At 64.1% G+C, this 23,936-nt stretch carries 25 protein-coding genes and 4 tRNA genes; 11 read left to right on the top strand and 18 right to left on the bottom strand.

All coding sequences use genetic code 11. From position 1 onward, the window contains the following. Nucleotides 1–31: 31 nt before the first annotated feature. From FXN65_RS06030 to modA, 6 genes are all read left to right on the top strand, one after another. Nucleotides 32–838: an alkaline phosphatase family protein gene (locus FXN65_RS06030; protein WP_151132178.1), complete on the top strand. Its 807-nt coding sequence runs from the start codon at nt 32–34 to the stop codon at nt 836–838. Then, on the top strand, nt 835–1,677 hold the full coding sequence (locus FXN65_RS06025) for an ABC transporter permease (RefSeq protein ID WP_151132177.1): 843 nt from the start codon (nt 835–837) through the stop codon (nt 1,675–1,677). Before FXN65_RS06030 ends, FXN65_RS06025 begins: the two co-directional genes overlap by 4 nt. Beyond that, the gene (locus FXN65_RS06020) at nt 1,664–2,461 is read left to right on the top strand and encodes an ABC transporter permease (RefSeq protein ID WP_151132176.1); all 798 of its coding nucleotides are present in this window, start codon (nt 1,664–1,666) and stop codon (nt 2,459–2,461) included. The genes FXN65_RS06025 and FXN65_RS06020 overlap by 14 nt, the downstream gene beginning before the upstream one ends. Further along, nucleotides 2,458–3,447, top strand: coding sequence for an ABC transporter ATP-binding protein (locus FXN65_RS06015; RefSeq protein ID WP_151132175.1), 990 nt, complete (start codon nt 2,458–2,460; stop codon nt 3,445–3,447). Before FXN65_RS06020 ends, FXN65_RS06015 begins: the two co-directional genes overlap by 4 nt. Beyond that, nucleotides 3,447–4,100: an HAD family hydrolase gene (locus tag FXN65_RS06010; RefSeq protein WP_151132174.1), complete on the top strand. Its 654-nt coding sequence runs from the start codon at nt 3,447–3,449 to the stop codon at nt 4,098–4,100. Before FXN65_RS06015 ends, FXN65_RS06010 begins: the two co-directional genes overlap by 1 nt. A gap of 458 nt (nt 4,101–4,558) precedes the next feature. Beyond that, entirely contained in the window at nt 4,559–5,314 is a 756-nt protein-coding gene (modA, locus tag FXN65_RS06005; RefSeq protein WP_151132173.1) for a molybdate ABC transporter substrate-binding protein, read from the top strand. A gap of 103 nt (nt 5,315–5,417) precedes the next feature. Here the strand turns inward: modA and FXN65_RS06000 are convergent, their stop codons facing one another. The 4 genes from FXN65_RS06000 to FXN65_RS05985 all read right to left on the bottom strand — a co-directional run bounded on the left by FXN65_RS06000 (nt 5,418) and on the right by FXN65_RS05985 (nt 9,505). After that, a complete protein-coding gene (locus FXN65_RS06000; protein WP_151132172.1) occupies nt 5,418–5,960 on the bottom strand; it encodes a hypothetical protein in 543 nt (180 codons plus the stop codon). 120 nt (nt 5,961–6,080) lie between these two features. Further along, the gene (ahpF, locus tag FXN65_RS05995) at nt 6,081–7,637 is read right to left on the bottom strand and encodes an alkyl hydroperoxide reductase subunit F (protein ID WP_151132171.1); all 1,557 of its coding nucleotides are present in this window, start codon (nt 7,635–7,637) and stop codon (nt 6,081–6,083) included. 182 nt (nt 7,638–7,819) lie between these two features. Further along, on the bottom strand, nt 7,820–8,383 hold the full coding sequence (gene ahpC, locus FXN65_RS05990) for an alkyl hydroperoxide reductase subunit C (protein WP_151132170.1): 564 nt from the start codon (nt 8,381–8,383) through the stop codon (nt 7,820–7,822). A 156-nt stretch (nt 8,384–8,539) separates the two neighbouring features. Continuing rightward, nucleotides 8,540–9,505 carry an NAD(P)H-quinone oxidoreductase gene (locus FXN65_RS05985; RefSeq protein ID WP_151132169.1) on the bottom strand — a complete coding sequence of 322 codons (966 nt, stop codon included), beginning with the start codon at nt 9,503–9,505 and terminating at the stop codon, nt 8,540–8,542. A gap of 126 nt (nt 9,506–9,631) precedes the next feature. On the opposite strand from FXN65_RS05985, the gene FXN65_RS05980 reads away from it, so the two are divergent. Both FXN65_RS05980 and FXN65_RS05975 read left to right on the top strand, forming a co-directional pair. Next, entirely contained in the window at nt 9,632–11,713 is a 2,082-nt protein-coding gene (locus FXN65_RS05980) for a carboxy terminal-processing peptidase (protein ID WP_151132168.1), read from the top strand. Nucleotides 11,714–11,796: 83 nt separating this feature from the next. Then, nucleotides 11,797–13,542: a bifunctional diguanylate cyclase/phosphodiesterase gene (locus FXN65_RS05975; protein ID WP_151132167.1), complete on the top strand. Its 1,746-nt coding sequence runs from the start codon at nt 11,797–11,799 to the stop codon at nt 13,540–13,542. 23 nt (nt 13,543–13,565) lie between these two features. Here FXN65_RS05975 and FXN65_RS05970 read toward each other — a convergent pair whose 3' ends face one another. The 3 genes from FXN65_RS05970 to FXN65_RS05960 are packed head-to-tail and all read right to left on the bottom strand — an operon-like array spanning nt 13,566 to nt 14,709. Continuing rightward, complete coding sequence (locus FXN65_RS05970) at nt 13,566–14,033, bottom strand: tetratricopeptide repeat protein (RefSeq protein WP_151132166.1); 468 nt, start codon at nt 14,031–14,033, stop codon at nt 13,566–13,568. Then, nucleotides 14,033–14,398 (bottom strand): hypothetical protein, encoded by a 366-nt coding sequence (locus FXN65_RS05965; protein ID WP_151132165.1) that lies wholly within the window; start codon nt 14,396–14,398, stop codon nt 14,033–14,035. Before FXN65_RS05965 ends, FXN65_RS05970 begins: the two co-directional genes overlap by 1 nt. Continuing rightward, the gene (locus tag FXN65_RS05960; protein WP_151132164.1) at nt 14,395–14,709 is read right to left on the bottom strand and encodes a helix-turn-helix domain-containing protein; all 315 of its coding nucleotides are present in this window, start codon (nt 14,707–14,709) and stop codon (nt 14,395–14,397) included. Before FXN65_RS05960 ends, FXN65_RS05965 begins: the two co-directional genes overlap by 4 nt. Nucleotides 14,710–14,931: 222 nt before the next feature. Between FXN65_RS05960 and FXN65_RS05955 the strand changes: the two genes are divergently transcribed. Continuing rightward, nucleotides 14,932–15,591 (top strand): substrate-binding periplasmic protein, encoded by a 660-nt coding sequence (locus tag FXN65_RS05955; protein WP_151138675.1) that lies wholly within the window; start codon nt 14,932–14,934, stop codon nt 15,589–15,591. Here FXN65_RS05955 and FXN65_RS05950 read toward each other — a convergent pair. The 6 genes from FXN65_RS05950 to FXN65_RS05925 form a co-directional block, all read right to left on the bottom strand. Continuing rightward, nucleotides 15,579–16,013 (bottom strand): YkvA family protein, encoded by a 435-nt coding sequence (locus FXN65_RS05950; RefSeq protein WP_151132163.1) that lies wholly within the window; start codon nt 16,011–16,013, stop codon nt 15,579–15,581. The genes FXN65_RS05955 and FXN65_RS05950 overlap by 13 nt on opposite strands. 369 nt (nt 16,014–16,382) lie before the next feature. Beyond that, the gene (locus FXN65_RS05945) at nt 16,383–17,093 is read right to left on the bottom strand and encodes an FKBP-type peptidyl-prolyl cis-trans isomerase (RefSeq protein ID WP_151132162.1); all 711 of its coding nucleotides are present in this window, start codon (nt 17,091–17,093) and stop codon (nt 16,383–16,385) included. 213 nt (nt 17,094–17,306) lie between these two features. Beyond that, nucleotides 17,307–17,383 (bottom strand) — tRNA-Asp (locus FXN65_RS05940). Nucleotides 17,384–17,398: 15 nt separating this feature from the next. After that, nucleotides 17,399–17,474 (bottom strand) — tRNA-Val (locus FXN65_RS05935). 70 nt (nt 17,475–17,544) lie between these two features. Then, nucleotides 17,545–17,621, bottom strand: a tRNA-Asp gene (locus tag FXN65_RS05930). 15 nt (nt 17,622–17,636) lie between these two features. Beyond that, nucleotides 17,637–17,712 (bottom strand) — tRNA-Val (locus tag FXN65_RS05925). Nucleotides 17,713–17,871: 159 nt separating this feature from the next. On the opposite strand from FXN65_RS05925, the gene rdgC reads away from it, so the two are divergent. Further along, a complete protein-coding gene (gene rdgC / locus FXN65_RS05920; RefSeq protein WP_151132161.1) occupies nt 17,872–18,792 on the top strand; it encodes a recombination-associated protein RdgC in 921 nt (306 codons plus the stop codon). A gap of 179 nt (nt 18,793–18,971) precedes the next feature. Further along, nucleotides 18,972–19,286, top strand: a complete 315-nt coding sequence (sugE, locus tag FXN65_RS05915; RefSeq protein WP_151132160.1) for a quaternary ammonium compound efflux SMR transporter SugE — start codon at nt 18,972–18,974, stop codon at nt 19,284–19,286. 44 nt (nt 19,287–19,330) lie between these two features. On the opposite strand, the gene FXN65_RS05910 is transcribed toward sugE, so the two are convergent. The 5 genes from FXN65_RS05910 to FXN65_RS05890 all read right to left on the bottom strand — a co-directional run bounded on the left by FXN65_RS05910 (nt 19,331) and on the right by FXN65_RS05890 (nt 23,921). Further along, complete coding sequence (locus FXN65_RS05910; RefSeq protein WP_151132159.1) at nt 19,331–21,205, bottom strand: MFS transporter; 1,875 nt, start codon at nt 21,203–21,205, stop codon at nt 19,331–19,333. Nucleotides 21,206–21,427: 222 nt separating this feature from the next. Further along, nucleotides 21,428–21,757 (bottom strand): AzlD domain-containing protein, encoded by a 330-nt coding sequence (locus FXN65_RS05905; protein ID WP_151132158.1) that lies wholly within the window; start codon nt 21,755–21,757, stop codon nt 21,428–21,430. Further along, nucleotides 21,739–22,470: an AzlC family ABC transporter permease gene (locus FXN65_RS05900; protein WP_151132157.1), complete on the bottom strand. Its 732-nt coding sequence runs from the start codon at nt 22,468–22,470 to the stop codon at nt 21,739–21,741. Before FXN65_RS05900 ends, FXN65_RS05905 begins: the two co-directional genes overlap by 19 nt. A 36-nt stretch (nt 22,471–22,506) precedes the next feature. Continuing rightward, on the bottom strand, nt 22,507–23,349 hold the full coding sequence (locus FXN65_RS05895; protein WP_151132156.1) for an AraC family transcriptional regulator: 843 nt from the start codon (nt 23,347–23,349) through the stop codon (nt 22,507–22,509). A gap of 2 nt (nt 23,350–23,351) precedes the next feature. Beyond that, nucleotides 23,352–23,921 (bottom strand): GNAT family N-acetyltransferase, encoded by a 570-nt coding sequence (locus FXN65_RS05890; RefSeq protein WP_151132155.1) that lies wholly within the window; start codon nt 23,919–23,921, stop codon nt 23,352–23,354. Between the last annotated feature and the right edge of the window lie 15 nt (nt 23,922–23,936).

Here is a 23,936-nt window from a genome sequence, read left to right as displayed (position 1 = left end):
TCCGGGCGCTTGGGCTGCTTTGAGGCGAACCATGAAGAACAAAGTCATCCTCGTCCTGCTGGATGGCCTGAACTACGAGGTGGCCCGGCATGCGCTGGGCCACCTTCAGGCCTGGTGCGGTGCCGGCAAGGCGGTGCTCTACAAGCTCCAGTGCGAGCTGCCGGCACTGTCCCGCCCTCTCTACGAATGCATCCTTACCGGTGTTCCACCGATCCAGAGCGGCATCGTCCACAACGATGTGTCGCGCCTGTCGAAGGAACGCAGCATCTTCCACTACGCCAGCGCCGCCGGTCTGACCACTGCCGCCGCCGCGTACCACTGGGTCAGCGAGCTGTACAACACCTCGCCCTTCGACGCCGCCCGCGACCGCCACACCGAAGCGCCGCAACTGCCGATCCAGCACGGCCACTTCTATTACGCCGACCACTATCCGGACTCGCACCTGTTCGCCGACGCGGAAAGCCTGCGCCAGCGCCAGAACCCGGATTTCCTCCTGGTGCACCCGATGAATGTCGACGACGCCGGCCACAAGCACGGCCTGGATTCGCCGCAGTACCGCAACAGCGCGCGAGTCGCCGACATCCTCCTGGCCGAGTACCTGCAACGCTGGCTGGACGCCGGCTACCAGGTGCTGGTGACCGCCGACCACGGCATGAACAACGACCGCTCCCACAACGGCCTGCTTCCCGAGGAACGCGAGGTACCGCTGTTCGTGCTGGGCGATGCCTTCAGCCTGGATACTGCGGCACAGCCGAAACAGACCGAGTTGTGTGGCACCGTCTGCGAGCTGCTGGGCGCCCCCCACGACAAGTCCGTCTGCCGGGAGCTGCTCAAGTGAATTCCTCCATCCGGGGCAAATGGCTGGCGCTGCTCTGCCTGCTGCCCTTCGCCCTGTTCTTCATCCTGTTCCAGATCGCGCCGCTGGCCTGGGTCGCGATCCACAGCCTGAACACACCCGACGGCTGGGGCCTGGGCAACTTCGCCAAGGTGTTCAGCTCGAAGTTCTATCTGCAGGCCATCAAGCACAGCCTGCAGATCGCCTTCTGGTCGAGCCTGTTCGGCATCGTCATCGCAGTGATCGGCAGCTACTCGCTGCGCAAGGTGGACTCGAAGCTGCGCGACTTCGTCATGGCCTTCTCCAACATGACCAGCAACTTCGCCGGCGTACCACTGGCCTTCGCCTTCATCATCCTGCTCGGCTTCAATGGCGCGCTGACCATCCTGCTCAAGCAATCCGGCGTGATCGAGGACTTCAACCTCTATTCCAAGGCCGGCCTGATCGTGCTCTATACCTACTTCCAGATCCCCCTCGGTGTGCTGCTGCTCTATCCGGCCTTCGACGCCCTGCGCGAGGACTGGCGCGAATCCGCAGCGTTGCTGGGCGCCAGCCCCTGGCAGTTCTGGCGACACATCGGCCTGCCAGTGCTGACCCCCGCCCTGCTGGGCACCTTCGTCATCCTCCTGGCCAACGCCCTCGGCGCCTATGCCACCGTCTATGCCCTCACCACCGGCAACTTCAACGTACTGACCATCCGCGTCGCCGCCATGGTCGCCGGCGACATCGCGCTCAACCCCAACCTGGCCAGCGCCCTGGCGATGGTGCTGGTGGGACTGATGGCACTGATCACGGTGGTGCACCAGTGGCTGCTGAAGAGGAGCTACCATGTCTCCCGCTGAATCCCGCAGTGGCGGCCTCTACCATCGCGTGGTGGTCTGGCTGCTGTTCCTGATCCTGCTGCTGCCGCTTGCTGGCACCCTGCTTTATTCGCTCTCCACCAGTTGGTCGGCGACCATCCTTCCGGACGGTCTGACCTTCAAGTGGTACCTCGCGCTGTGGAGCGACGCGCGGTTTCTCACCGCCTTCGGCCAATCGCTGCTGGTGTGCTTCGGTGCATTGGCGCTGTCGGTGGTGCTGATCCTGCCGCTGCTGTTCGTCGTGCACTACCACTTCCCGAAGCTCGACGCCCTGATGAACATCCTCATCCTGCTGCCCTTCGCGGTGCCGCCGGTGGTGTCCTCGGTGGGGCTGCTGCAGATCTATGGTTCGGGTCCGCTGGCCATGGTGGGAACGCCCTGGATCCTGATCGGCTGCTTCTTCACCATCGCCCTGCCCTTCATGTACCGCGCCATCACCAACAACCTGCAGGCGATCAACCTGCGTGACCTGATGGATGCCGCCCAACTGCTCGGCGCCAGCACCTGGAAGGCCGCCTTCCTGGTGGTGCTGCCCAACCTGCGCAAGGGCCTGATGGTGTCGCTGTTCCTGTCGTTCTCGTTCCTGTTCGGCGAATTCGTCTTCGCCAACCTGCTGGTAGGCACTCGCTACGAGACCCTGCAGGTGTACCTGAACAACATGCGCAACAGCAGTGGCCACTTCAACAGCGCCCTGGTGATCTCCTACTTCTTTTTCGTGCTGCTGTTCACCTGGGCAGCCAACCGTCTGAACAAGGACAAGGCATGAGCTTTCTTTCCATCCGCGGCCTGCACAAGAACTATGGCCAGACCGCGATCTTCAGCGACATCCACTGCGAGATCGGCAAGGGCGAGTTCGTCACCCTGCTCGGCCCCTCCGGCTGTGGCAAATCCACCCTGCTGCGCTGCATCGCCGGCCTGACCGAGGTGAACGGCGGACAGATCCTGCTGGAAGGCCAGGATCTGGTGCCCCTGTCGCCGCAGAAGCGCGGCATCGGCATGGTGTTCCAGAGCTACGCGCTGTTCCCCAACATGACCGTGCAGCAGAACGTCGCCTTCGGCCTGCGCATGCAGAAGGTCGGTGCCGCCGACAGCAAGCGTCGGGTGGACGAGGCCCTGGCCATGGTGGAGCTTTCTGACTTCGCCACACGCTACCCGCACCAGCTTTCCGGCGGACAGTGCCAGCGTGTGGCCCTGGCCCGCTCGCTGGTTACCCGCCCACGCCTGTTGCTGCTGGACGAACCGCTGTCGGCGCTGGATGCGCGCATCCGCAAGCACCTGCGTGAACAGATCCGTTCCATCCAGCAGGAGTTGGGCCTGACCACCATTTTCGTCACCCACGACCAGGAAGAAGCCCTGACCCTGTCAGACCGCATCTTCCTGATGAACGCCGGCCGCATCGTCCAGAGCGGCGACGCGGAAACCCTCTACACCGCCCCGGTGGATGCCTTCGCCGCCGGCTTCATCGGCAACTACAACCTGCTCGACGCCGACACCGCCAGCCGTCTGCTGCAGCGCCCGGTAAGTGGCCGCATCGCCATACGCCCGGAGGCCATTTCCCTCAGCCGCGAAGGCGGTATCGAGGCCGAAGTGCGCAGCCACAGCCTGCTGGGCAACGTGGTGCGCTATCGCGTCGAAGCGCGCGGCGTGGAGCTGGTGGTGGACGTGCTCAACCGCTCCGTCGAAGATCTGCACCACAAGGGCCAACGCATCGGCCTGTGCATAGACGATCACGCAATCCGGGAGGTGGCCTGATGGCCCTGGCAATCTTCGACCTTGACGACACCCTGATAGATGGCGACTGCGCCAGCCTGTGGAGCGCCCACATGGCGGAACTGGGGTGGGTCGACGGCGAATCCTTCGTCCGCAAGGACCACGAACTCATGGCGCTCTACGCCGAAGGCAAGCTGGCGATGGAGGACTACATGGCCTTCAGCCTGTCGCCGCTGGTGGGGCGCACGGCCGAGGAAGTGGACTTCGTGGCAGGGCCCTTCGTCGAAGACGTGGTCGAGCCGCTGATCCACTCCGACGCCATGCGCTGCCTGGCCCGGCACCGCGCCGCCGGCGACCGCATCCTGATCATCTCCGCCTCGGCGCACTTCCTGGTCAGCGCCATCGCTGAACGCCTGGGCGTGGAAGAAGTGCTGGCCATCGACCTGGAAGAACAGCACGGCAGCTACAGCGGCCGCACCCGTGGCGTGCTCACCTACCGCGAAGGCAAGGTGACGCGCCTCAATGCCTGGCTGGAAGAACAGGACGAAAGCCTGGAGGGCGCCTACTTCTATTCCGACTCGCGCAACGACCTGCCACTGCTCTCGCTGGTGGCCAACCCGCACACGGTCAACCCCGACCCGACCCTGCGCGCCCATGCCGAACAAGCGGGCTGGCCGGTGCTGGACTGGCGCTGAAGAAAAAACTCTCCCCAACCCCACTTTGCGCCCCGGCCGGATCGCTGCGCGATTCGGCGCTGGCACCTCCCCCTAGGGCGAATTCATTCGCGATCGTAGGGTGGGCTTCAGCCCACCAGCGGCCTTACAGCAGTGTCAGGGTGTAGCTGAGAATCGGGCAGTTCTCGTCCTGGTCGCGGTCGGCGTCGCGCGCTCCGGTCCTGGGGATACGCGCCTTGCCGGTGAGGAACTGTGACCCTGGAAGTCCCCGCCCCAACCGCTGTATTGTTTTGTATATAGCGTTAGGCGAACATTGGCCGCCGGCATGATTGGCGGCGATCAGGAAGAGCGGAACGGCGTGCATCAGGACCAAACCCGACTACGAAGTCAAATCCTGATCAGAATGCCAGCTCTATCGCTATATAAATCCATACATAGCGAAAACCGAATAAGAATCACCCCTTACCAGGAGTCATCCCATGAGTCATCGCCTCGCCCGCACTGCCGCCGCGCTCGGCGCCATATTCGCCCTGAGCAGCGCCTCGGCTGCGGAAGTCCAGGTGGCGGTAGCCGCCAACTTCGCCGCGCCGATCCGGGCCATCGCCAAGGACTTCGAAAAAGACACCGGCCACAAGCTGATAGCCGCCTACGGCGCCACCGGCCAGTTCTATACGCAGATCAAGAACGGTGCGCCCTTCGAGGTCTTCCTGTCGGCCGACGACACCACCCCGGCGAAGTTGGAGAAGGAGGGCGATGCCGCGCCCGGTTCGCGCTTCACCTACGCCATCGGCACCCTGGTGCTGTGGTCGGCGCAGGACGGCTATGTGGATGCCCAGGGCGACGTGCTGAAGAACGGCCAGTACAAGCACCTGTCCATCGCCAACCCGAATGCCGCGCCCTACGGCCTGGCGGCCACCCAGGTGCTGGACAAGCTGGGCCTGACCGCGACCGTGAAGCCCAGGCTGGTTGAAGGCCAGAACATCACCCAGGCGCTGCAGTTCGTGTCCAGCGGCAACGCCGAGCTGGGCTTCGTCGCCCTGTCCCAGGTGTACAAGGATGGCAAGATCACCAGCGGCTCCGCCTGGATCGTGCCGGCCGACATGCACGAGCCGATCAGGCAGGACGCGCTGATCCTGAAGAAGGGTGAATCCAACCCGGCCGCCAAGGCGCTGGTGGATTACCTGAAAGGCCCGAAAGCCGCGGAAGTGATCAAGTCCTACGGCTATCGCCTGTAAGGCGCGGCAATTCGTAGGGTGGATGGCGCTCTTTCCATCCACCATCGGCGTCGATCCGGGTTCCGGCGGTGGAAGCAGAAAGCGACTTCCACCCTACTGCGGCTCAGTCGTCGTCGCCTTCTTCCATAGCGGCCTTGAGCGCTTCATAGGCCGGTGCGGCGTAGATGCCGACGTCCACGGCCAGCTGCATGACCTTCTCCAGGTCGTTCTTGTAGACCAGCACGCACTGCAGCTCGTCATCCAGCGGCTCGCTGAAGTCCACCAGCACGTAGCCGCCCTTTTCCGGATAGAGGCTGCCCATCTGCACCTGGATGCGGTTCAGGGCCTTGAGCGGCTCGACTTTCACCAGTTGCTTGGGCTTGAGCACGAAATTCACGCTCGGACCGAAGGAATCCACCACCTGCTGGAACAGCTGGTCGTAGCTGTCGGCCTGGAACAGCACGGTCTCGGGCAGGCTGCCCACCACTACCCATTCGCCGAGGGGGATGGGGAAGCTGTCGTCGTAGTTGATATCAGGGTTGGCGGCGAGGAAGGCGTCCGCATCGGCGTACGCCTGGGCTGCCTCGGAGGCGACGCCTTCGATCTCATCCTCGGCCATGCAGCCGGAGCTGATTGCCGTAATCAATTCGATAAGTTGTTGTTTCACGAGATGAGCCCTGCCGCTTGAGGAACGAAAGCGCGAAGGATACAGGGAAGCCGCGCGGACATAAAAAAGCGGAGGTCTCTTGCGAGACCTCCGCCACTTCAGCACACCACGCTGAGTAAATCAGGTCGTACGGATCAGGTGATCGAAGGCACCCAGCGACGCCTTGGCGCCCTCGCCCACGGCGATCACGATCTGCTTGTACGGAACCGTAGTCACGTCACCGGCGGCGAACACGCCGGGGATGTTGGTCTGGCCCTTGGCGTCGACGATGATCTCGCCGCGCGGCGACAGTTCCACCACGCCCTTGAGCCATTCGCTGTTGGGCAGCAGGCCGATCTGCACGAAGATGCCTTCCAGCTCCACGACATGCAGCTCGTCGGTGGTGCGGTCCTTGTAGACCAGGCCGGTGACCTTCTGGCCATCGCCTTTCACCTCGGTGGTCAGCGCGCTCTTGATGACCCGGACGTTGGGCAGGCTGGCCAGCTTCTTCTGCAGCACGGCGTCGGCACGCAGCTTGTCGTCGAACTCGATCAGGGTGACGTGGCCGACGATGCCGGCCAGGTCGATGGCCGCTTCCACGCCGGAGTTGCCGCCACCGATCACCGCCACGCGCTTGCCCTTGAACAGCGGGCCGTCGCAGTGCGGGCAGAAGCACACGCCCTTGGCTTTGTATTCCCGCTCGCCGGGCACGTTCATTTCGCGCCAGCGGGCACCGGTGGAAAGGATCACGGTCTTGGCCTTGAGGCTGGCACCGCTCTCGAATTTCACTTCATGCAGCTCGCCTTCAGCCTTGGCCGGAACCAGCGCGCTGGCGCGCTGCAGGTTCATGATGTCGACTTCGTACTGCCTGACGTGCTCTTCCAGGGCTCGGGCCAGTTTCGGGCCTTCGGTCTCCTGCACGGAGATGAAGTTCTCGATGGCCATGGTGTCCAGCACCTGGCCACCGAAACGCTCGGCGGCAACACCGGTGCGGATGCCTTTACGCGCGGCGTAGATGGCAGCGGAAGCGCCGGCCGGGCCACCGCCGATCACCAGCACGTCGAAGACCGCCTTGGCGTTGAGTTTCTCGGCATCGCGAGCAGCGGCGCCGGTGTCGATCCTGGCGAGAATGTCTTCCACGCCCATGCGGCCCTGGCCGAACACTTCACCGTTGAGGTAGATGCTCGGCACCGACATGACCTGGCGCTGCTCGACCTCATCCTGGAACAGCGCGCCGTCGATGGCGACGTGGCGGATGTTCGGGTTGAGCACGGCCATCAGGTTCAGCGCCTGCACCACGTCGGGGCAGTTCTGGCAGGACAGCGAGAAATAGGTTTCGAAGGTGAATTCGCCCTCGATCGACTTGATCTGCTCGATCACATCGGCAGCGAGCTTGGAGGGGTGGCCACCCACCTGCAGCAGGGCCAGCACCAGCGAGGTGAACTCGTGGCCCATGGGGATGCCGGCAAAGCGCAGGGAAATGTCCGCGCCGGGGCGGTTCAGGGAGAACGACGGACGACGGGCGTCGCTGCCATCGGTCTTCAGGGTGATCTTGTCGGTCAGACCGACGATGTCTTGCAGCAGCCCGAGCAGTTCGCGGGATTTGTCGCTGTCATCGAGGGACGCGACGATCTCGAACGGCTGGGTGACCTTCTCGAGGTAGGCCTTCAACTGGGTTTTAAGATTGGCGTCCAACATGTGCGAATTCCTTTATTGCGGGCATGAGTCACCCCTCGACGGCCGTTGCCGACCGCCCGAAGCGGGATGAGGGGTGTGGTGCGAGCGGATTGCCGGAAGGTATTCCGCTCGCCTTTACAGCGCGTAAACGGAGTGGGAAGCGTCGTGAGCATCAGCGCTGTGCAGAAGCCTCCCGACCGTTTTTAGATCTTGCCTACCAGGTCGAGGGACGGGGCGAGAGTGGCTTCGCCTTCCTTCCACTTGGCCGGGCAGACTTCGCCCGGGTGAGCGGCAACGTACTGGGCAGCCTTGACCTTGCGCAGCAGCTCCTGGGCATCACGGCCGATACCGCCGGCGTTGACTTCAACGATCTGGATCTTGCCTTCCGGGTCGATCACGAAGGTGCCACGGTCGGCCAGGCCAGCTTCTTCGATCAGAACTTCGAAGTTCTTGGACAGGACCCAGGTCGGGTCGCCAACCAGCGGGTACTGGATCTTGCCGATGGTGTCGGAAGTGTCGTGCCAGGCCTTGTGGGTGAAGTGGGTGTCGGTGGACACGCCGTAGATTTCCACGCCCAGCTTCTGGAACTCGGCGTAGTTGTCAGCCAGGTCGCCCAGTTCGGTCGGGCAAACGAAGGTGAAGTCAGCCGGGTAGAAGAAGAACACGGACCACTTGCCCTTCAGGGTCGCTTCGGAGATCTCGACGAACTTGCCCTGGTGGTAGGCGGTGGCTTTGAAGGGTTTGACTTCGGTGTTGATCAGAGACATCGCAACGTCCTCGTTGGGTTAGAAATTTACCCGACGAAGACTATTGGGTTATTCCAAAAAGATCATATTGATTGACCCCATCAGAACGATTGATTACCTCAATGCAACATGCCGACGCCCCGTGCCATGCGGCCTGGAGCGTCGGAGCACCGGGCGTCACACCAGGCTTTCGTCCAGCAGCAGGACCAGTTTTCCTTCCACCTGGTTGCTGGCCAGGGCCTCGAAAGCCGCCTCGGCATCCTTGGCAGGGAAGGCACGTTCCAGGCGCGGATGCAGGCGGCCCTCCTCGAACAGCGGCCAGACGTGCTGACGCAGTTCACTGATGAGATCGGCCTTGAACTGTTCGTCACGGCTGCGCAGGGTCGAGCCGATCAGCTGCACCCGCTTGCCCAGCAGCAGGGCCATGTCGAGTTCAGCCTTGCGGCCGCCCATCAGGCCGATGTTCACCCAGCGGCCGTCGACAGCGGCCAGCGCCAGATTGAGGCTGGCGTAGTTGCCGCCGACCGGATCGAGGATCACATCGAAGGGGCCGAAGTCGCGCAGGCTTTCCAGGCTCTCCCCCCGCAGCGCACCGCCCTGGGCACCCAGGGATTCGCAGTAGGCCAGGCGCTCGGCAGAACCCACGCTGACCCAGCAAGGATTGCCGAAAGCCTTGCACAACTGGATGGCCGCCGAGCCGACACCACTGGCACCGGCGTGCAAGAGCACCTTCTCGCCGGGCTTCAGGGCCGCCAGCTGGAACAGGTTGAGCCAGGCGGTGGCATAGACTTCCGGCAGCGCCGCGGCTTCGGCCAGGGAGAGGCCTTCGGGCACCGGCAACACGTGGCGCGCATCCACGACCACCTCTTCGGCCATGCCGCCACCGGCCAGCAGGCAGCAGACGCGATCACCCACCTGCCAGGCGCCACTGCCGGTGCCGACTTCGCTGATCACCCCGGAAGCTTCCAGGCCGAGGATGTCGCTGGCCCCCGGCGGCGGCGGGTAGAGCCCCGCGCGCTGCAACAGGTCGGCACGGTTCAGGCCAGCGGCGGCCACGCGGATCCGCACTTGCCCCACGTCACAGGCCGGGCTGGCCCGCTCCCCCCACTCCACGCGTCCGTCGACGCCTTGCAATGCCTTCACGGTGCCTCCATAGTGAGCTTGGATCTGGCCCGGCGACTCGCCGGGCCTTCGCTTTGCGCCAATGGAACCCGGCGCCCTCAATTACGGCCTAATATGCGTTATCACCTGTCCCGACGTCGAATCAGCATGAAGCGCTCCCTGATCAGTTCTGCACTTGCCTTGGCCCTCAGCGTCAGCGTTCTGCCGCTGCATGCCGCCCCAACCGCCCCGGACAGCTGGGACGCCCTTCAGCCCGACCGTGAACAGGTCATCGCCAGCCTCAATGTGGTGGAACTGCTCAAGCGCCATCACTACAACAAGCCGCCGCTCAACGATGAGCGCTCGGTGAAGATCTACGAGGGCTACCTCAAGCTCCTCGACCCGGCGCGGATGTACTTCACCGCCGGCGATATCGCCGAATTCGACAAATGGCGCACGCGTTTCGACGACCTGCTGAAAAGCGGCGACCTGGAACCCGGCTTCATCATCTACAAGCGCCACCTGGACCGTCTCAAGGAGCGTCTGGACTTCGCCCTGGCAATGCTGGACCACGGCGTCGACAAGATCGACTTCACCGTCGACGAAAGCCTGGAGACCGACCGCGAGAAGGCGCCCTGGGCCAAGGACCGAGCCGCCCTCGACGACCTCTGGCGCAAGCGCGTGAAGGACGAAGTCCTGCGCCTGAAGCTGGCCAAGAAGGAACCCAAGGCCATCCAGGAGCTGCTGGTCAAGCGCTACAAGAACCAGCTTGCACGCCTCGACCAGACCCGTGGCGAGGACGTGTTCCAGGCCTACATCAACGCTTTCGCGCAGACCTACGATCCGCACACCCAGTACCTCTCCCCGGACAACGCGGAGAACTTCGACATCAACATGAGCCTGTCCCTCGAGGGCATCGGCGCCGTGCTGCAGAGCGACAACGAGTACGTGAAAGTGGTGCGCCTGGTGCCGGCCGGGCCGGCCGAGAAGAGCAAGCAGGTGGCTCCGGCGGACAAGATCGTCGGTGTCGCCCAGGGCAACGGCGAGATGGTCGACGTGATCGGCTGGCGCCTGGATGAAGTGGTCAAGCTGATCCGCGGACCGAAAGGCTCGGTGGTGCGCCTGGAAGTGATTCCGGCGAGCAATGCGCCGAACGACCAGACCAGCAAGGTGGTCGCCATCACCCGTGAAGCGGTGAAGCTGGAAGAACAGGCGGCGAAGAAATCCGTCCTCAACCTCGAGCATGAAGGCAGCAAGTTCAAGCTCGGCGTGATCGAGGTGCCGGCCTTCTACCTGGACTTCAAGGCGTTCCGCGCCGGCGACCCCGAGTACAAGAGCACCACCCGCGACGTGAAGAAACTCCTCGGCGAGCTGCAGAAGGAGAAGGTCGACGGCGTGGTCATCGACCTGCGCAACAACGGCGGCGGCTCCCTGCAGGAAGCCACCGAGCTGACCGGCCTGTTCATCGACCAGGGCCCGACCGTGCTGGTACGCAACAGCGACGGCCGTGTCGACGTGCTGGCCGACGAGAACACCGGCGCCTTCTATACCGGCCCGATGGCCGTGCTGGTCAACCGCCTGTCCGCCTCGGCTTCGGAGATTTTCGCCGGCGCCATGCAGGACTATCACCGAGCACTGATCATCGGCGGCCAGACCTTCGGCAAAGGCACCGTGCAGACCATCCAGCCGCTGAACCACGGCGAACTGAAGCTCACCCTGGCCAAGTTCTACCGGGTCTCCGGCCAGAGCACACAGCACCAGGGCGTACTGCCGGACATCGAGTACCCCTCGGTGGTGGATACCAAGCAGATCGGCGAGAGCGCCCTGCCCGAGGCCATGCCCTGGGACAGCATCCGCCCGGCCATCAAGCCCGAACTGGATCCGTTCAAACCGTTCCTGGCCGAGCTGAAGGCTCGCCACGATGCACGCACCGCGGACGACCCGGACTTCGTCTACAGCCGCGAGCGCCTGGCGCTGGCGCAGAAACTGATGAAGGACACCGTGGTCAGCCTCAATGAGGCCAAGCGGCGCACCGAACAGGCCGATATCGAAACCAAGCAGCTGGCGATGGAAAACACCCGCCGCAAGGCCAAGGGCGAAGAACTGCTGAAGGAGCTCAAGCCGGAAGACGAGGATGCCGTGCCGGTGGAAGAGGAAAAGACCAAACCGGAAGACGACGCCTACCTGACCGAAACCGGGCAGATCCTGCTGGACTACCTGGGTTTGAACGCCGCAGTGGCCAAACATTGAAATGATGTCATAACGCCGTCACATAACTGTCGTGAAATTCGGGGGCCGCAAATGCGGCCCCTTTCTTTTTCACGAGTAACAGCATGACCGTCACCGAGCAGTTGAGCGCGCTGGGCCTGATCCTCGCTCACGGGGACTTGCACAGCCTGTTCCAGCCAATCCTGTCGCTGTCGGAGCGGCGCATCCTCGGCTACGAGGCACTGACCCGCGGCCCGTCCAACAGCCCATTGCATCCACCGGTAACCCTGTTCGCCGTGGCCCGTCATGCCGGGCGCCTGAGCGAACTGGAAATGGCCTGCCGCAAGAGCGCGTGCCGGCGTTTCAAGGAGCTCAAGCTCGACGGCCTGCTGTTCCTCAACGTATCCCCCGAATCCCTGCTCGACCCGGCACACCAGCCAGGGCGCACCCTGAAGATGCTGCAGGCATTCGGCATCCCGCCCAGCCAGGTGGTAATCGAGCTGACCGAACAGACCCCGACCGAAGACTTCAACCTGCTCGACACCGCCCTGCACCATTACCGCGCCATGGGTTTTTCCATCGCCCTGGATGACCTGGGGGCTGGATACTCCAGCCTGCGCCTGTGGTCCGAGCTGCGCCCGGACTATGTGAAGATCGACCGCCACTTCATCGACGGCATCCACCAGGATGCGGTGAAGCGGGAGTTCGTCGAATCGATCCTGAAGATGGCCAAGGCCTCGCGCGCCCAGGTCATCGCCGAAGGCATCGAGCTGCCCGAAGAATTGGCGGTGCTGGCGGAAATGGGCGTCGACCTGGTCCAGGGCTACCTGCTCGGCCGCCCACAGGAACACCCTTCGCGCGATGCCCGCGCACTGCTGCCGCCGATGGAATCCATCGGCAGCATGAACGAGGAAAGCAGCGACCTGTCCGCCCTGCTCAACGAGCAACCGGCGGTGAATGAGGACACGCCGATCCACGAAGTGCTGGAAGCCTTCCGCGCCCAGGCCAACCTCAACTCCCTGGCGGTGCTGGATGCCCGGCAACGTCCGGTGGGCATCGTCCACCGCCACCTGCTCTCGGAAGCCTTGCTGCGCCCCTTCGCGACCGACCTTTTCACCCGCAAGTCGGTCAACAGGCTGATGAGCACCGACTTCCTCGCCGTGGAAATGGGGCAATCGCTGCAGCAGGTCAGCCGCCTGATCACCAGCCGTGCCCGGCAGCGCATCGAAGAGGATTTCATCATCATCCTCGACGGTCGTTACCGTGGCCTGGGGCGGGTGATCGACGTACTCAAGCTGATTACCGAACTGAAGATCCAGCAGGCCCGCCACGCCAACCCACTGACCCTGCTGCCCGGCAACGTGCCCATCCAGCAATGCCTGGCGCGCCTGTTGCAGCAGCGCCGCCAGGCAGTGGTCTGCTACGTGGACATCGACAGCTTCAAGCCCTTCAACGACCTCTACGGCTACGCCAAGGGCGACGAGGTGCTGCTCTGCCTGGCCCAGTGCCTGAGCGAACGGGTGGACCCCGCGCGGGACTTCGTCGGCCATATCGGTGGCGACGACTTCATGCTGGTGCTGGGGTCGGAGGACTGGCGTGCCCGGCTCAATTACCTGCTGGAAGACTTCCAGGGCCAGTGCCGGCGCTTCTATCGCAACGATCACCTGCAGGCCGGCTGCTTCGTCGCCCATAACCGCCACGGCCAGCGAGAGGAGTTCCCGCTGCTGTCGCTGTCCATCGGTGTAGTGACGCTGCGGCCGGAACACTGCGCCAGGCTGGACGCCTCGCAACTCGCAGGGCTCGCCTCGGAAGCCAAGCGCCACGCGAAGGCCGTGCCCGGCTACAGCCTGCACATCATCGAAGCGGATTGAAGGACTGCCGGCTCGCGGCCGACTCAGAGACCCAGTTCGCCCGCTTGCCGGGCGGCACGCTCGGCGGCAGCGGGATCAGGCTCCAGGCCCGGCCCACCGTCGCGATAGAGATCGGCCAGCTTGCGCGCGGCCAGCGGATGACCCGCGTTGGCCGCCAGGCTCCACCAACGCGCGGCCTCGGCGGCATCCGGCGCCTGCCGGGCATCACCGGCAAGGCTCAGTACACCCAGTTGGTAAGCCGATTTTCCATCCCCACCCTGCGCGGCCAGGCGCAGCAGGCGGATGCCCTCCTCCCGCGCCCCGAAGCCGTGACCCCGATGCAGCAACAGATGGCCGTAGAAACTCTGCGCAGGCACGTCGCCCAGAGCCGCCATGCGCGCGTACTGGCCCTGCATCCACTGCCAGGCACGGGGCCGGGCCACCAGTTTGGGAAAGCGCATCAGCCAACGCGCTACCTGATAGCCGATCCGGGCCCGCAGTTTCCAGAGCATCATTGCTCCGAGGGATAGCTGAACTCGAACACGCGTACCACTTCGGCGGCATGCCAGGACGCCGCAGCGGTTCCATCCGGCGGACCGGAGAAACGGCCCAGGCGTTCGACGCACTCGAAGAAGCCGGTGCGCGGCAGGCGACTGGCGCCCTGGCTGATCACCAGGGAACTGCGCAGCGGACGCTCGGCGCGGGCATCCAGCGCGGCCAGGTGCTCAAGGGCCGCAGTCAGGGTCTGCATGGCCGGGGACGGCAGTTGCAGACGTTCGATCAACGCCCGATAGGTCAGCAGATGGCGCTGACGGCGGGCATCCTCCAGTTCGGTCAACAGGGCTTGCCAGTGCTGGCGGCTGATTCGCAGACTCAAGATCTGGACTCCCAGCCGGAGACCCCGAGAACGCGCGCCAAGCCGCGCTTGATGGCTTCATCAGGTTCGCGTTCGCCGCTTTCGATCAGGCTCAGATAGTGAGGACTGATGCCCACGGCGCGGGCCAGTTGCTCCAGGCTCTGGCCCTGGGCCTCGCGTAGCGACTTCAGTTGTCCGAACGCTGTCCTGGCTGGTTCAGCGGCCGTTTCCGTGGTGGCCTGGCCGGCGGCGCGCAGCAGCGCCTGGTACTCGGCCCAGGGCAGAACCGCATATTCCGCCTGGCCGTCACGCATGATCACTTGCACACTCATTGAAGCTCCCCGTGGAACGCAGTGCCGACTGCTTCAGCACCTCCATGCAGGCGGCCATCTTATCAGGCCAAGGGCCCGCAGAGGGTGAACTATACTGCGTCCACCAGGGGGGGAAGGCTCGTGACGCCGCAATTTCGTGTAGTTCTCTGGATACTTGCCAGCCTCTGGCCCGGCCTGCTGCTGGCCCAGGAGCTGCGCTGGGGCTTCGGCCCCGCCGACGGCATGCCTTACGCACAGGTAAGCGACCATGCCCTGCTCGGCGGATTCGTCTTCCGCCTGGGCGAGCGCATCACCAAGGAGCTGTCCGTCTCGGTGAACTTCATCGAAACCCCGAACAAGCGCATCGAGGAATCCCTGAAGAACGGCCGCATCCACCTGATCTGCAATTCCAATCCGGAGTGGATGGTCGATGCCTCGGCCTATCACTGGTCACCACCCCTGTTCGAGGAAGAGGACGCCCTCCTCCAGCACCGCGACACCCCGAGCATCCAGGGCCTGGCCGACCTCAAGGGCAAGGTGCTGGGCACGAGCCTGGGCTTCGCCTACAGCCTGCCGCTGATGGAAGCCTTCGCCAACCACGATGTGGAACGCAAGGACGTGCGCGACCTGGATACCCGCCTGAACCTGCTTAGCCACAAGCGGCTCGATGCCATCATCGACATGCGTCGCAGCCTGGCCTACGAACTGGCGACGCGCCCCGACGCTCCGCTGGTCTTCAGCCCCTGGGTGGTGGAGCGTTACTACATCCATTGCGCCTATGGCAGCCAGTTGCCGATACCGGCGGATCGATTGGACGCCGCGCTGCAGAAGCTGCGCGACAGCGGTGAGCTGGAAGCGCTGCTACGGGGCGAGCAGCGGCGCGCCGGTCTTCAGGATCGCTGAGAGTCCGGCGCGGGCAAACGCTCCAGCGCCGCCTGAACGTCCGGGGCCTGTCCCGCGCGCCATGCACGGAAGGCGTCCAGCTCGCCGCTCCAGGTCTTCAGGACCCAGGCCAGCACCGCCAGGTCGTCGACAAAGCCCATTCCCACCAGCCAGTCCGGCAGCGCATCGAGCGGCGTGACGAAATAGAGCAAGGCACCTACCACGGCGAGAAACGCCTTGGGGTTGATCTGTCGGTACTCACCCCTCAGCCAGGCGTTGGCGAGGGACAGTAACAGTCGCAGGTCGTCCTTCACCGCACCGAGCCGGCCGCTCTGGCTCGTACTCTTGCGAGACACCGCCAGCAGTAGTGAAGGCAGACGCCCGCCGGCGAGGAAACGCTGTGCCAACGTCAGGTAACGCTCGAAATTCCAGGGCGCTTTCATGGGGGATCCTCGGCAGAAGCCTGGCCTAGAGAGCTCGGCGCGGTTATCCACGAAATCTGTGGATAACCTTGTTAGCAGTTTTCCACAGAACGGGGAAAAGGCCCATGTCATGGGGCTCCGCGACAGATCGGGCAAATTTTGCCCAGCCCCAAAAGACCAGCAAAATCAAGCATTTGACTGGACGGTCCGCAATGCGACTTCAGGTCGCATTCGCTAGGGGCGCGGTTACCCGGTCATGTGCATAACCGTAACACTTTCCCGACGCCCCACTCCCGATGTGACCAAAAGGTCGCTTCGTGGTTCGAGTCGGACCGCCCCGAAAACGAAAACGCCCCGTCGAAACGGGGCGTTGCGGGAGCCGGCTGCCGCTTACTGCTTGTCGGCGGCGTTCGGGTCCTTGATGCCGAGCAGTTCCAGGTCGAACACCAGCACCGAGTTGGCCGGAATGGCCGGGCTCGGGCTCTGCTCGCCGTAGGCCAGCTCGCTGGGAATGTAGAGCTTGACCTTCTCGCCCACGTGCATCAGCTGCAGACCTTCGACCCAACCCGGAATCACGCCATTGACCGGCAGGTCGATGGGGCTGCCACGCTGGATGGAGCTGTCGAACACGGTGCCGTCGGTCAGCTTGCCTTCGTAGTGAACGGTCACTACGTCGGTGGCCTTGGGCTGCGCGCCTTCAGCCTTCGTCACGATTTCGTACTGCAGGCCGGAGGCGGTGGTCACCACGCCTTCGCGCTTGCCGTTGTCTTCGAGGAATTTCTTGCCGGCCTTGGCGTTCTCGGCATTCAGCGCGGTCATGCGCTCTTCGGCACGCTTTTGCAGGAAGGCGAAGGCTTCCACCAGCTCTTCATCCTTCAGGCGCTGTTCCTTCTTGCCGATGGCGTCTTCGATACCCTGGGCGACAGCCTTGGGATCGAGGTCATCCATGCCTTCCTGGGCGAGGCTCTTGCCCATGTTCAGGCCAATACCGTAGGAGGCCTTCTGGGCCGGAGTCTTGAGTTCAACGCTGGTCTGCGAATCGCAGCCCGCGAGAACCAGGCCCACGAGGGCCACAGCGGCCGCCAACCGATGTTGTTTCATGCTGAATCCTTGTCTGTCGCCATGATGGCAATACGATGGAGCGGCGAGCTTAGCAGGCCGCCGCGCGGAGTGGCTATGGGCAATAAGAACGGCGCCCCGCCAATTAGTTCAGCGACTTGCGCGGCATCACGTAAGTAATGATGTCGGACTTGTAGGCACTTTCTGGAAGGCAAAGAAAAAGCCCTCAGGCATCGCTACCTGAGGGCTTTATAGTGGCGCAGCGGACGGGACTCGAACCCGCGACCCCCGGCGTGACAGGCCGGTATTCTAACCGACTGAACTACCGCTGCGCGTAACCTTGAAAATGGTGGGTGATGACGGGATCGAACCGCCGACCCTCTGCTTGTAAGGCAGATGCTCTCCCGGCTGAGCTAATCACCCAAATACGATCCAAACGGGATCGCATCTAAATTAAAAGCCCCCAGGCATTACTACCTGAGGGCTTTGAATATGGCGCAGCGGACGGGACTCGAACCCGCGACCCCCGGCGTGACAGGCCGGTATTCTAACCGACTGAACTACCGCTGCGCATAACTGCGAGATTGGTGGGTGATGACGGGATCGAACCGCCGACCCTCTGCTTGTAAGGCAGATGCTCTCCCGGCTGAGCTAATCACCCTTCACTCTCGAAGTGGGGCGCATTCTAGAGAGGTATCCGACCCCTGGCAAGCCCCTTTTGAAAAAAAATCCTCAGGCCTTCCAAAGGCTTAGCTCAGGGTTGAGCCCGACGCCTCCCGGTGAGAATAATGCGCGCTTTGTGTCCGGAGGTTTTCCCCCTATGTGGTTTCGCAACCTGCTTGTCTATCGCCTCACCCAGGATCTGGATATCGATGCCGAGGCGCTGGAAGCCGCGCTGGCAACCAAGCCGGCCCGGCCCTGTGCCAGCCAGGAGCTGACCACCTACGGTTTCGTGGCGCCCTTCGGCAAGGGGGCGGATGCGCCGCTGGTGCACGTGAGCGAGGGCTTCTTCCTGATCTCCGCGCGCAAGGAAGAGCGCATTCTCCCGGGCAGCGTGGTGCGCGATGCGCTGAAGGAGAAGGTCGACCAGATCGAGACCGAGCAGATGCGCAAGGTCTACAAGAAGGAACGCGACCAGTTGAAGGACGAGATTGTCCAGACCTTCCTGCCGCGTGCCTTCATCCGCAAGTCCGCCACCTTCGCGGCCATCGCCCCGGCCCAGGGCCTGATCCTGGTGGACGCGTCCAGCCCCAAGCGCGCCGAGGACCTGCTCTCCACCCTGCGTGAAGCCATCGGCTCGCTGCCGGTGCGCCCGGCCTCGGTGAAGATCGCCCCTACCGCCACCCTCACCCAGTGGGTCCAGACCCAGGAAGCCGCCAGCGATTTCTACGTGCTGGATGAGTGCGAGCTGCGCGATACCGACGAAGACGGCGGCGTGGTCCGCTGCAAGCGCCAGGACCTGACCAGCGACGAGATCCAGCTGCACCTGACCTCCGGCAAGCTGGTCACCCAGCTGTCCCTGGCCTGGCAGGACAAGCTGTCCTTCATCCTCGACGACAAGCTGGTGATCAAGCGCCTGCGCTTCGAGGACCTGCTGCAGGAGAAGGCCGAGCAGGATGGCGGCGACGATGCCCTGAGCCAGCTCGACGCCAGCTTCACCCTGATGATGCTGACCCTGGTGGAGTTCATCCCCCAGCTCTTCGAAGCCCTCGGCGGCGAAGAGATTCCCCAGGGCATCTGACCCTGCCGCGCCGGCCCCGACCGGCGCTCTCCTGCCTGGGCAGGCCCGTCGATCCCGGCGGACTTGCCCAGCCAGTCAGGATGTGCAAAATACTGCACAGCGTAAGGACGACCTTACCACTCTGCGAGTGATCAACGGGGACGGCCCCACCCCAATCTGTCGTCCATCTGGAGCTCACCATGTCCTGGATCATTCTCTTCTTCGCCGGCCTGTTCGAGGTGGGCTGGGCCGTAGGCCTGAAGTACACCGACGGTTTCAGCAAGCCACTGCCCACCGCCCTCACCGTCCTCGCCATGCTCATCAGCCTTGGCCTGCTGGGCCTGGCCATGAAGGAGCTGCCGCTCGGCACCGCCTACGCCATCTGGACCGGTGTCGGCGCGGTCGGTACGGTGATCGCCGGGGTCATCCTGTTCGGCGAGTCGATGGCGCTGGTGCGCCTGCTCAGTGTCACGCTGATTGTCGGTGGCCTGATCGGCCTCAAGCTCAGCCACTGACCGGCCCCCAATGAAAAAGCCCGCCAATCGGCGGGCTTTTTCATTCAGCGGGCATCCCCCCGCAATTCGGCCACCTGCAATTGCAATGTCTGCCGATCAGCCAGTTCCGGCGACAGGGGCGACCCGGCCACCAGGCGGATGTGCGACCAGAATCGCTTGAAGAAACCCTTGCCCGGATCGCGGCTGAAGAAGCTGCCCCAGAGCCCCTGCAACGCCATGGGAATCACCGGCACCGGGTTTTCTTCGAGGATACGTTCGATGCCGCTCTTGAACTCGTTCAGCTCGCCATCGCCGGTCAGCTTGCCCTCGGGGAAGATGCACACCACTTCGCCGTTGCGCAGGTACTCGGCGATCCTCTTGAAGGCCGCGTCGTACACCAGCAGGTCCTCGTGGCGCGCCGCGATGGGTACGGTCCCGGCCGTGCGGAAGATGAAGTTAAGCACCGGCAGCTGGTAGATCTTGTAGTACATGACGAAGCGCACCGGCCGCCGCACCGCACCACCAATCAGCAGTGCATCGACGAAGGACACGTGGTTGCACACCAGCACCGCCGGGCCTTCCTCGGGAATCGCTTCCAGGCCCTTGTGCTCCACGCGATACATGGAATGGCCCAGCAGCCAGACCAGGAAGCGCATGGTGAACTCGGGAACGATCTTGAAGATATAGCTGTTCACCGCGATGTTCATCAGCGACACCACCAGGAACAACTCGGGAATCGACAGCCCGGCAACGCTGAGGAACAGGATCGAGGCGACGGCCGACACCACCATGAACAACGCATTGAGGATATTGTTCGCGGCGATCACCCGGGCCCGTTCGTTCTCCGCGGTACGCGACTGGATCAGCGCGTAGAGCGGCACGATGTAGAAACCGCCGAACAGACCGATACCGAGGATGTCGGCAAGGATCAGCCAGGCCTGGCCGTGGCCCAGCAGCGCCAGCCAGTCATGCGGCACGGCACCCTGCGGGAACTCGCCGGAATGCCACCAGAGCAGCAGGCCGAACAGGGTCAGGCCAATGGAGCCGAACGGCACCAGGCCGATCTCCACCTTGCCGCCCGAGAGGCGTTCGCAGAGCATCGAGCCCATGGCGATCCCCACCGAGAACACGGTGAGGATCAGCGTCACCACACTCTCGTCGCCATGCAGCAGCTCCTTGGAGTAGGCCGGGATCTGCGTCAGGTACACCGCGCCGAGGAACCAGAACCAGGAGTTGCCCACCAGCGAGCGCGACACCGACGGCCGCTGGCCCAGCCCCAGGCGCATGATCTGCCAGGACTGTCGGAAGATGTTCCAGTCCAGCGTAAGCCCCGGTAGCGCCGCTGCCGCGCGGGGAATGCCGCGGCTGGCCAGGTAGCCCAGGCTGGCGGTGAGGACGATGGCGCAGGCCACCACCGGCTCGTAGCGTTCGACGGACATCATGACGCCGGCGCTGATGGTACCGGCGAGGATGGCCAGGAAGGTGCCCATTTCCACCAGGGCGTTGCCCCCCACCAGTTCGTCCTCGCGCAGCACCTGCGGCAGGATCGAGTATTTCACCGGACCGAACAGCGCCGAGTGGGTCCCCATGGCGAACAGCGCCAGGAACAGCAACGGCAGGCTGTCGAAGAAGAAACCCAGTGCGCCCACCGCCATGATCGCCACTTCGGCCAGCTTGATGGCGCGGATCAACGCGTCCTTGGCGAACTTCTCGCCGAACTGTCCACCCAGGGCGGAAAACAGGAAGAACGGCAGGATGAACAGCAGCGCGCAGAGGTTGGTGAAGATGCTCTTGTCGCCGAAGATGGCCAGCTTGTAGAGGATGGCGAGGATCAGCGACTGCTTGAAGATGTTGTCGTTGAAGGCGCCGAGCAGCTGGGTCACGAAGAACGGCAGGAACCGCCGTGTGCCCAGCAGGGCGAATTGCGAGTGTTGGCTCATCTTCCTTGGTACCTGGTGGTTGGCAGTGGAGTAGCCCCGTGCGACTGAATCCGCACGTCGCTGATTGGACAGCAGGACAATGGCCGAAAGCCACATCCACCAGGAAGATCTTCGAGGAAAAATCCCGTAGGAGCGAATTCATTCGCGAAGCAGCCCGGAGGGCTGAGTTTGCCAACGACGGCACGCCCCTCCGCTTTCGCGATTGAAATCGCTCCCACAGGCCTAGATCGGCAGCTGCCCCAGCGCCCAGCGCAGCAGGAAGAACAGCACCAGGCCACCGAGGATGGTCGCCAGCAGGTGGCGCGTCAGCGCGGCAATCAGGATGGCGCCGAGCCCCGCCAGCAGGTAGGCGTTGTCCACCGTCAGCTGCATGCTCTGGCCATCGGGCATCAGCATTCCCGGAACCACGATGGCGGTGAGCACAGCGGTCGGCACGTAGTGCAGGCCCTGGCGCACCACCGGTGGGAAACTCAGGTTGGGCCAGGCGAACAGGCTGTAGCGGATGGCGAAGGTAATGACCGCCATACCGAGAATCAGGCTCCAGGTTTGCACGAGATGTCCTCCCGGATCAGATCGAGGCGATAACGACGCTCCAGCACTACGCCCACGGCGATGCCGCAGAGGGCGGCGGCCATCAGGCCCAGCTTGTACGGCAGGCCCTGGCAAGCCAGAGCCACGGCACCGGCCACCAGGGCGGCGGCCACCTGCGGCTTGTTGCGCAGCATGGGCACGACGATGCCGATGAAGGTGGCGAGCATGGCGAAGTCCAGGCCCCAGGCCGCCAGGTTGGGCACCGCCTGGCCGAACAGTACGCCCACCAGGGTGCAGAGCTGCCAGTTCAGGTACATGGCCAGGGCGGCGCCGAAGAAGTACCAGTGCTTGTGCGGCGAGTCGTCCTTCTCGGCATAGCGATGCTGCACCACGGCGAAGGCTTCGTCGGTCAGCCAGAAGGCCAGCGGCATGCGCCAGCGGGTCGGCAGATGTCGCACAAAGGGCTGCAGGGTTGCGCTGTAGAGGGCATGACGCAGGTTGACCACGAAGGTGGTCAGCAGCACCACAGCCGCCCCGGCGCCGCCGCTCAGCAGGGTGATGGCGATGAACTGGGACGAACCGGCGAACACCAGCAGCGACATGCCGAGGGTCTGCCAGGCGGACAGTCCGGCCCCGGCCGCGAGGGTGCCGAAGATGATGCCGAACGGGATGGCGCCGACGATCATCGGGACGATGTCTCGGGCGCCGTGGATGAACTCAGTGATACGGGACATGGGGCCTCCTTGTCCCGGAAGGCTAGCGGACGGCCCTCAATGGGTCTTGAACGATCTTGCGCAGGCGTTGCGATATTCGCCCGGTCCCACGCCATAGGCCTGCTTGAACTGACGGGTCAGGTGGCTCTGGTCGGCGAAGCCCAGCTGGGCTGCCACGCCGGCTGGCGTGCAGCCGGCCCTGAGCAGGGCCCGGGCCTGGTCCAGACGCTGTTGCTTGAGCCAGGCGTGCGGCGGCATGCCGGTAGACCGGCGGAACGTGCGGGCGAAGTGGAAGGGCGAGAGCCTCACCGCGCTGGCCAGCTCCTCAAGGGACGGCGGCTCGGCCAGGCGTTCGCGCAGCAGTTCCTTGGCGTGCAGCACGGCCAGGGGCTCGCGACCAGGAGCGCCGGGTTCAGGCAATCTGGAATGGCGACGGAACAGCGCCAGCAAGGCCTCGCGCCAGGCTGTCTGTTGCTCCAGGGCACTGGCATTCGCTTCCAGCAACCGATGGAGATGAGTGAACATCCGGACCAGGTCGGGATCGTGGTGAACGCTACCGATGAAGGCCGGCATCCCGGCCAGCGGCAGTTCGAGTTCTTCAAGGGCACTGCGCACCAGGGCGACATCCGGATAGAACACCCGGTAGCGCCAGCCGTCGTCGTGCCCCTTGGAGCCGGTGTGCACCTCATCCGGGTTGATCAACGCCAGGCTGCCGGCACCGGCCAGGTGATCGACGCCGCGATAGCGGTAGCGCTCGGCGCCCGCCTCCACCACGGCGATCACATAGCCGTCATGCACATGGGGCGCGAAGCGATGTTCTATATAGCGTGCAGACAACAGCTCCAGGCCATCCAGATGGCCCGCCTGCCAGAAATGCGCGTCTTCCCTCTGCTCGCTCACGGCTATGCGCTGAACAGCGCCTCCAGGCGTTGCCTGACCTCCGGCCAGTCGTGGTCGGTGATGCTGTAGAGCACGCTGTCGTCGAGGCGGCCGTCGGCCAGGCGGCGATGGTTGCGCAGCACACCCTCGCGCTGCGCGCCCAGTTTCTCGATGGCTCGCTGGGAGCGCAGGTTGCTGGCGGCGGTCTTCAGTTGCACCCGCACCAGCTGCCACTCTTCGAAGGCGTGGCGCAGCATCAGGTACTTGATCGAGGCGTTCAGGCCGCTGCCATGCTCGCCGGCGGCCAGCCAGGTCCAGCCGATTTCGGCGGCCGGCAGGCTGGGCATGAAATCGGCGAAGCGCGTGGTACCCACCAGGTTGTCGCCCAGGCGGATGGCGAAGACCACTGCCCGACCTTCCCGCTGGGCGGCCAGGGCCTGGCGATACCAGTCGGGCCGCAACGGACCATTCATGTAGACCAGGACTTCGCGGTTGGCTTCGGCCAGGGTCACCAGCGCCGGGATATCGGCCTCCATCAGCGGCTCGAGGCGCAATGCGCCGCGCTGCAGGGTGACCGGTTGTGGATTGAACATCTGCGCCCTCCTCAG

The sequence above is a fragment of the Pseudomonas lalkuanensis genome (assembly GCF_008807375.1).
Classification (GTDB): domain Bacteria; phylum Pseudomonadota; class Gammaproteobacteria; order Pseudomonadales; family Pseudomonadaceae; genus Metapseudomonas; species Metapseudomonas lalkuanensis.
The sequence above is the reverse complement of the archived record's forward strand: the minus strand, read 5'-3'. Positions and strand labels throughout refer to the sequence as shown.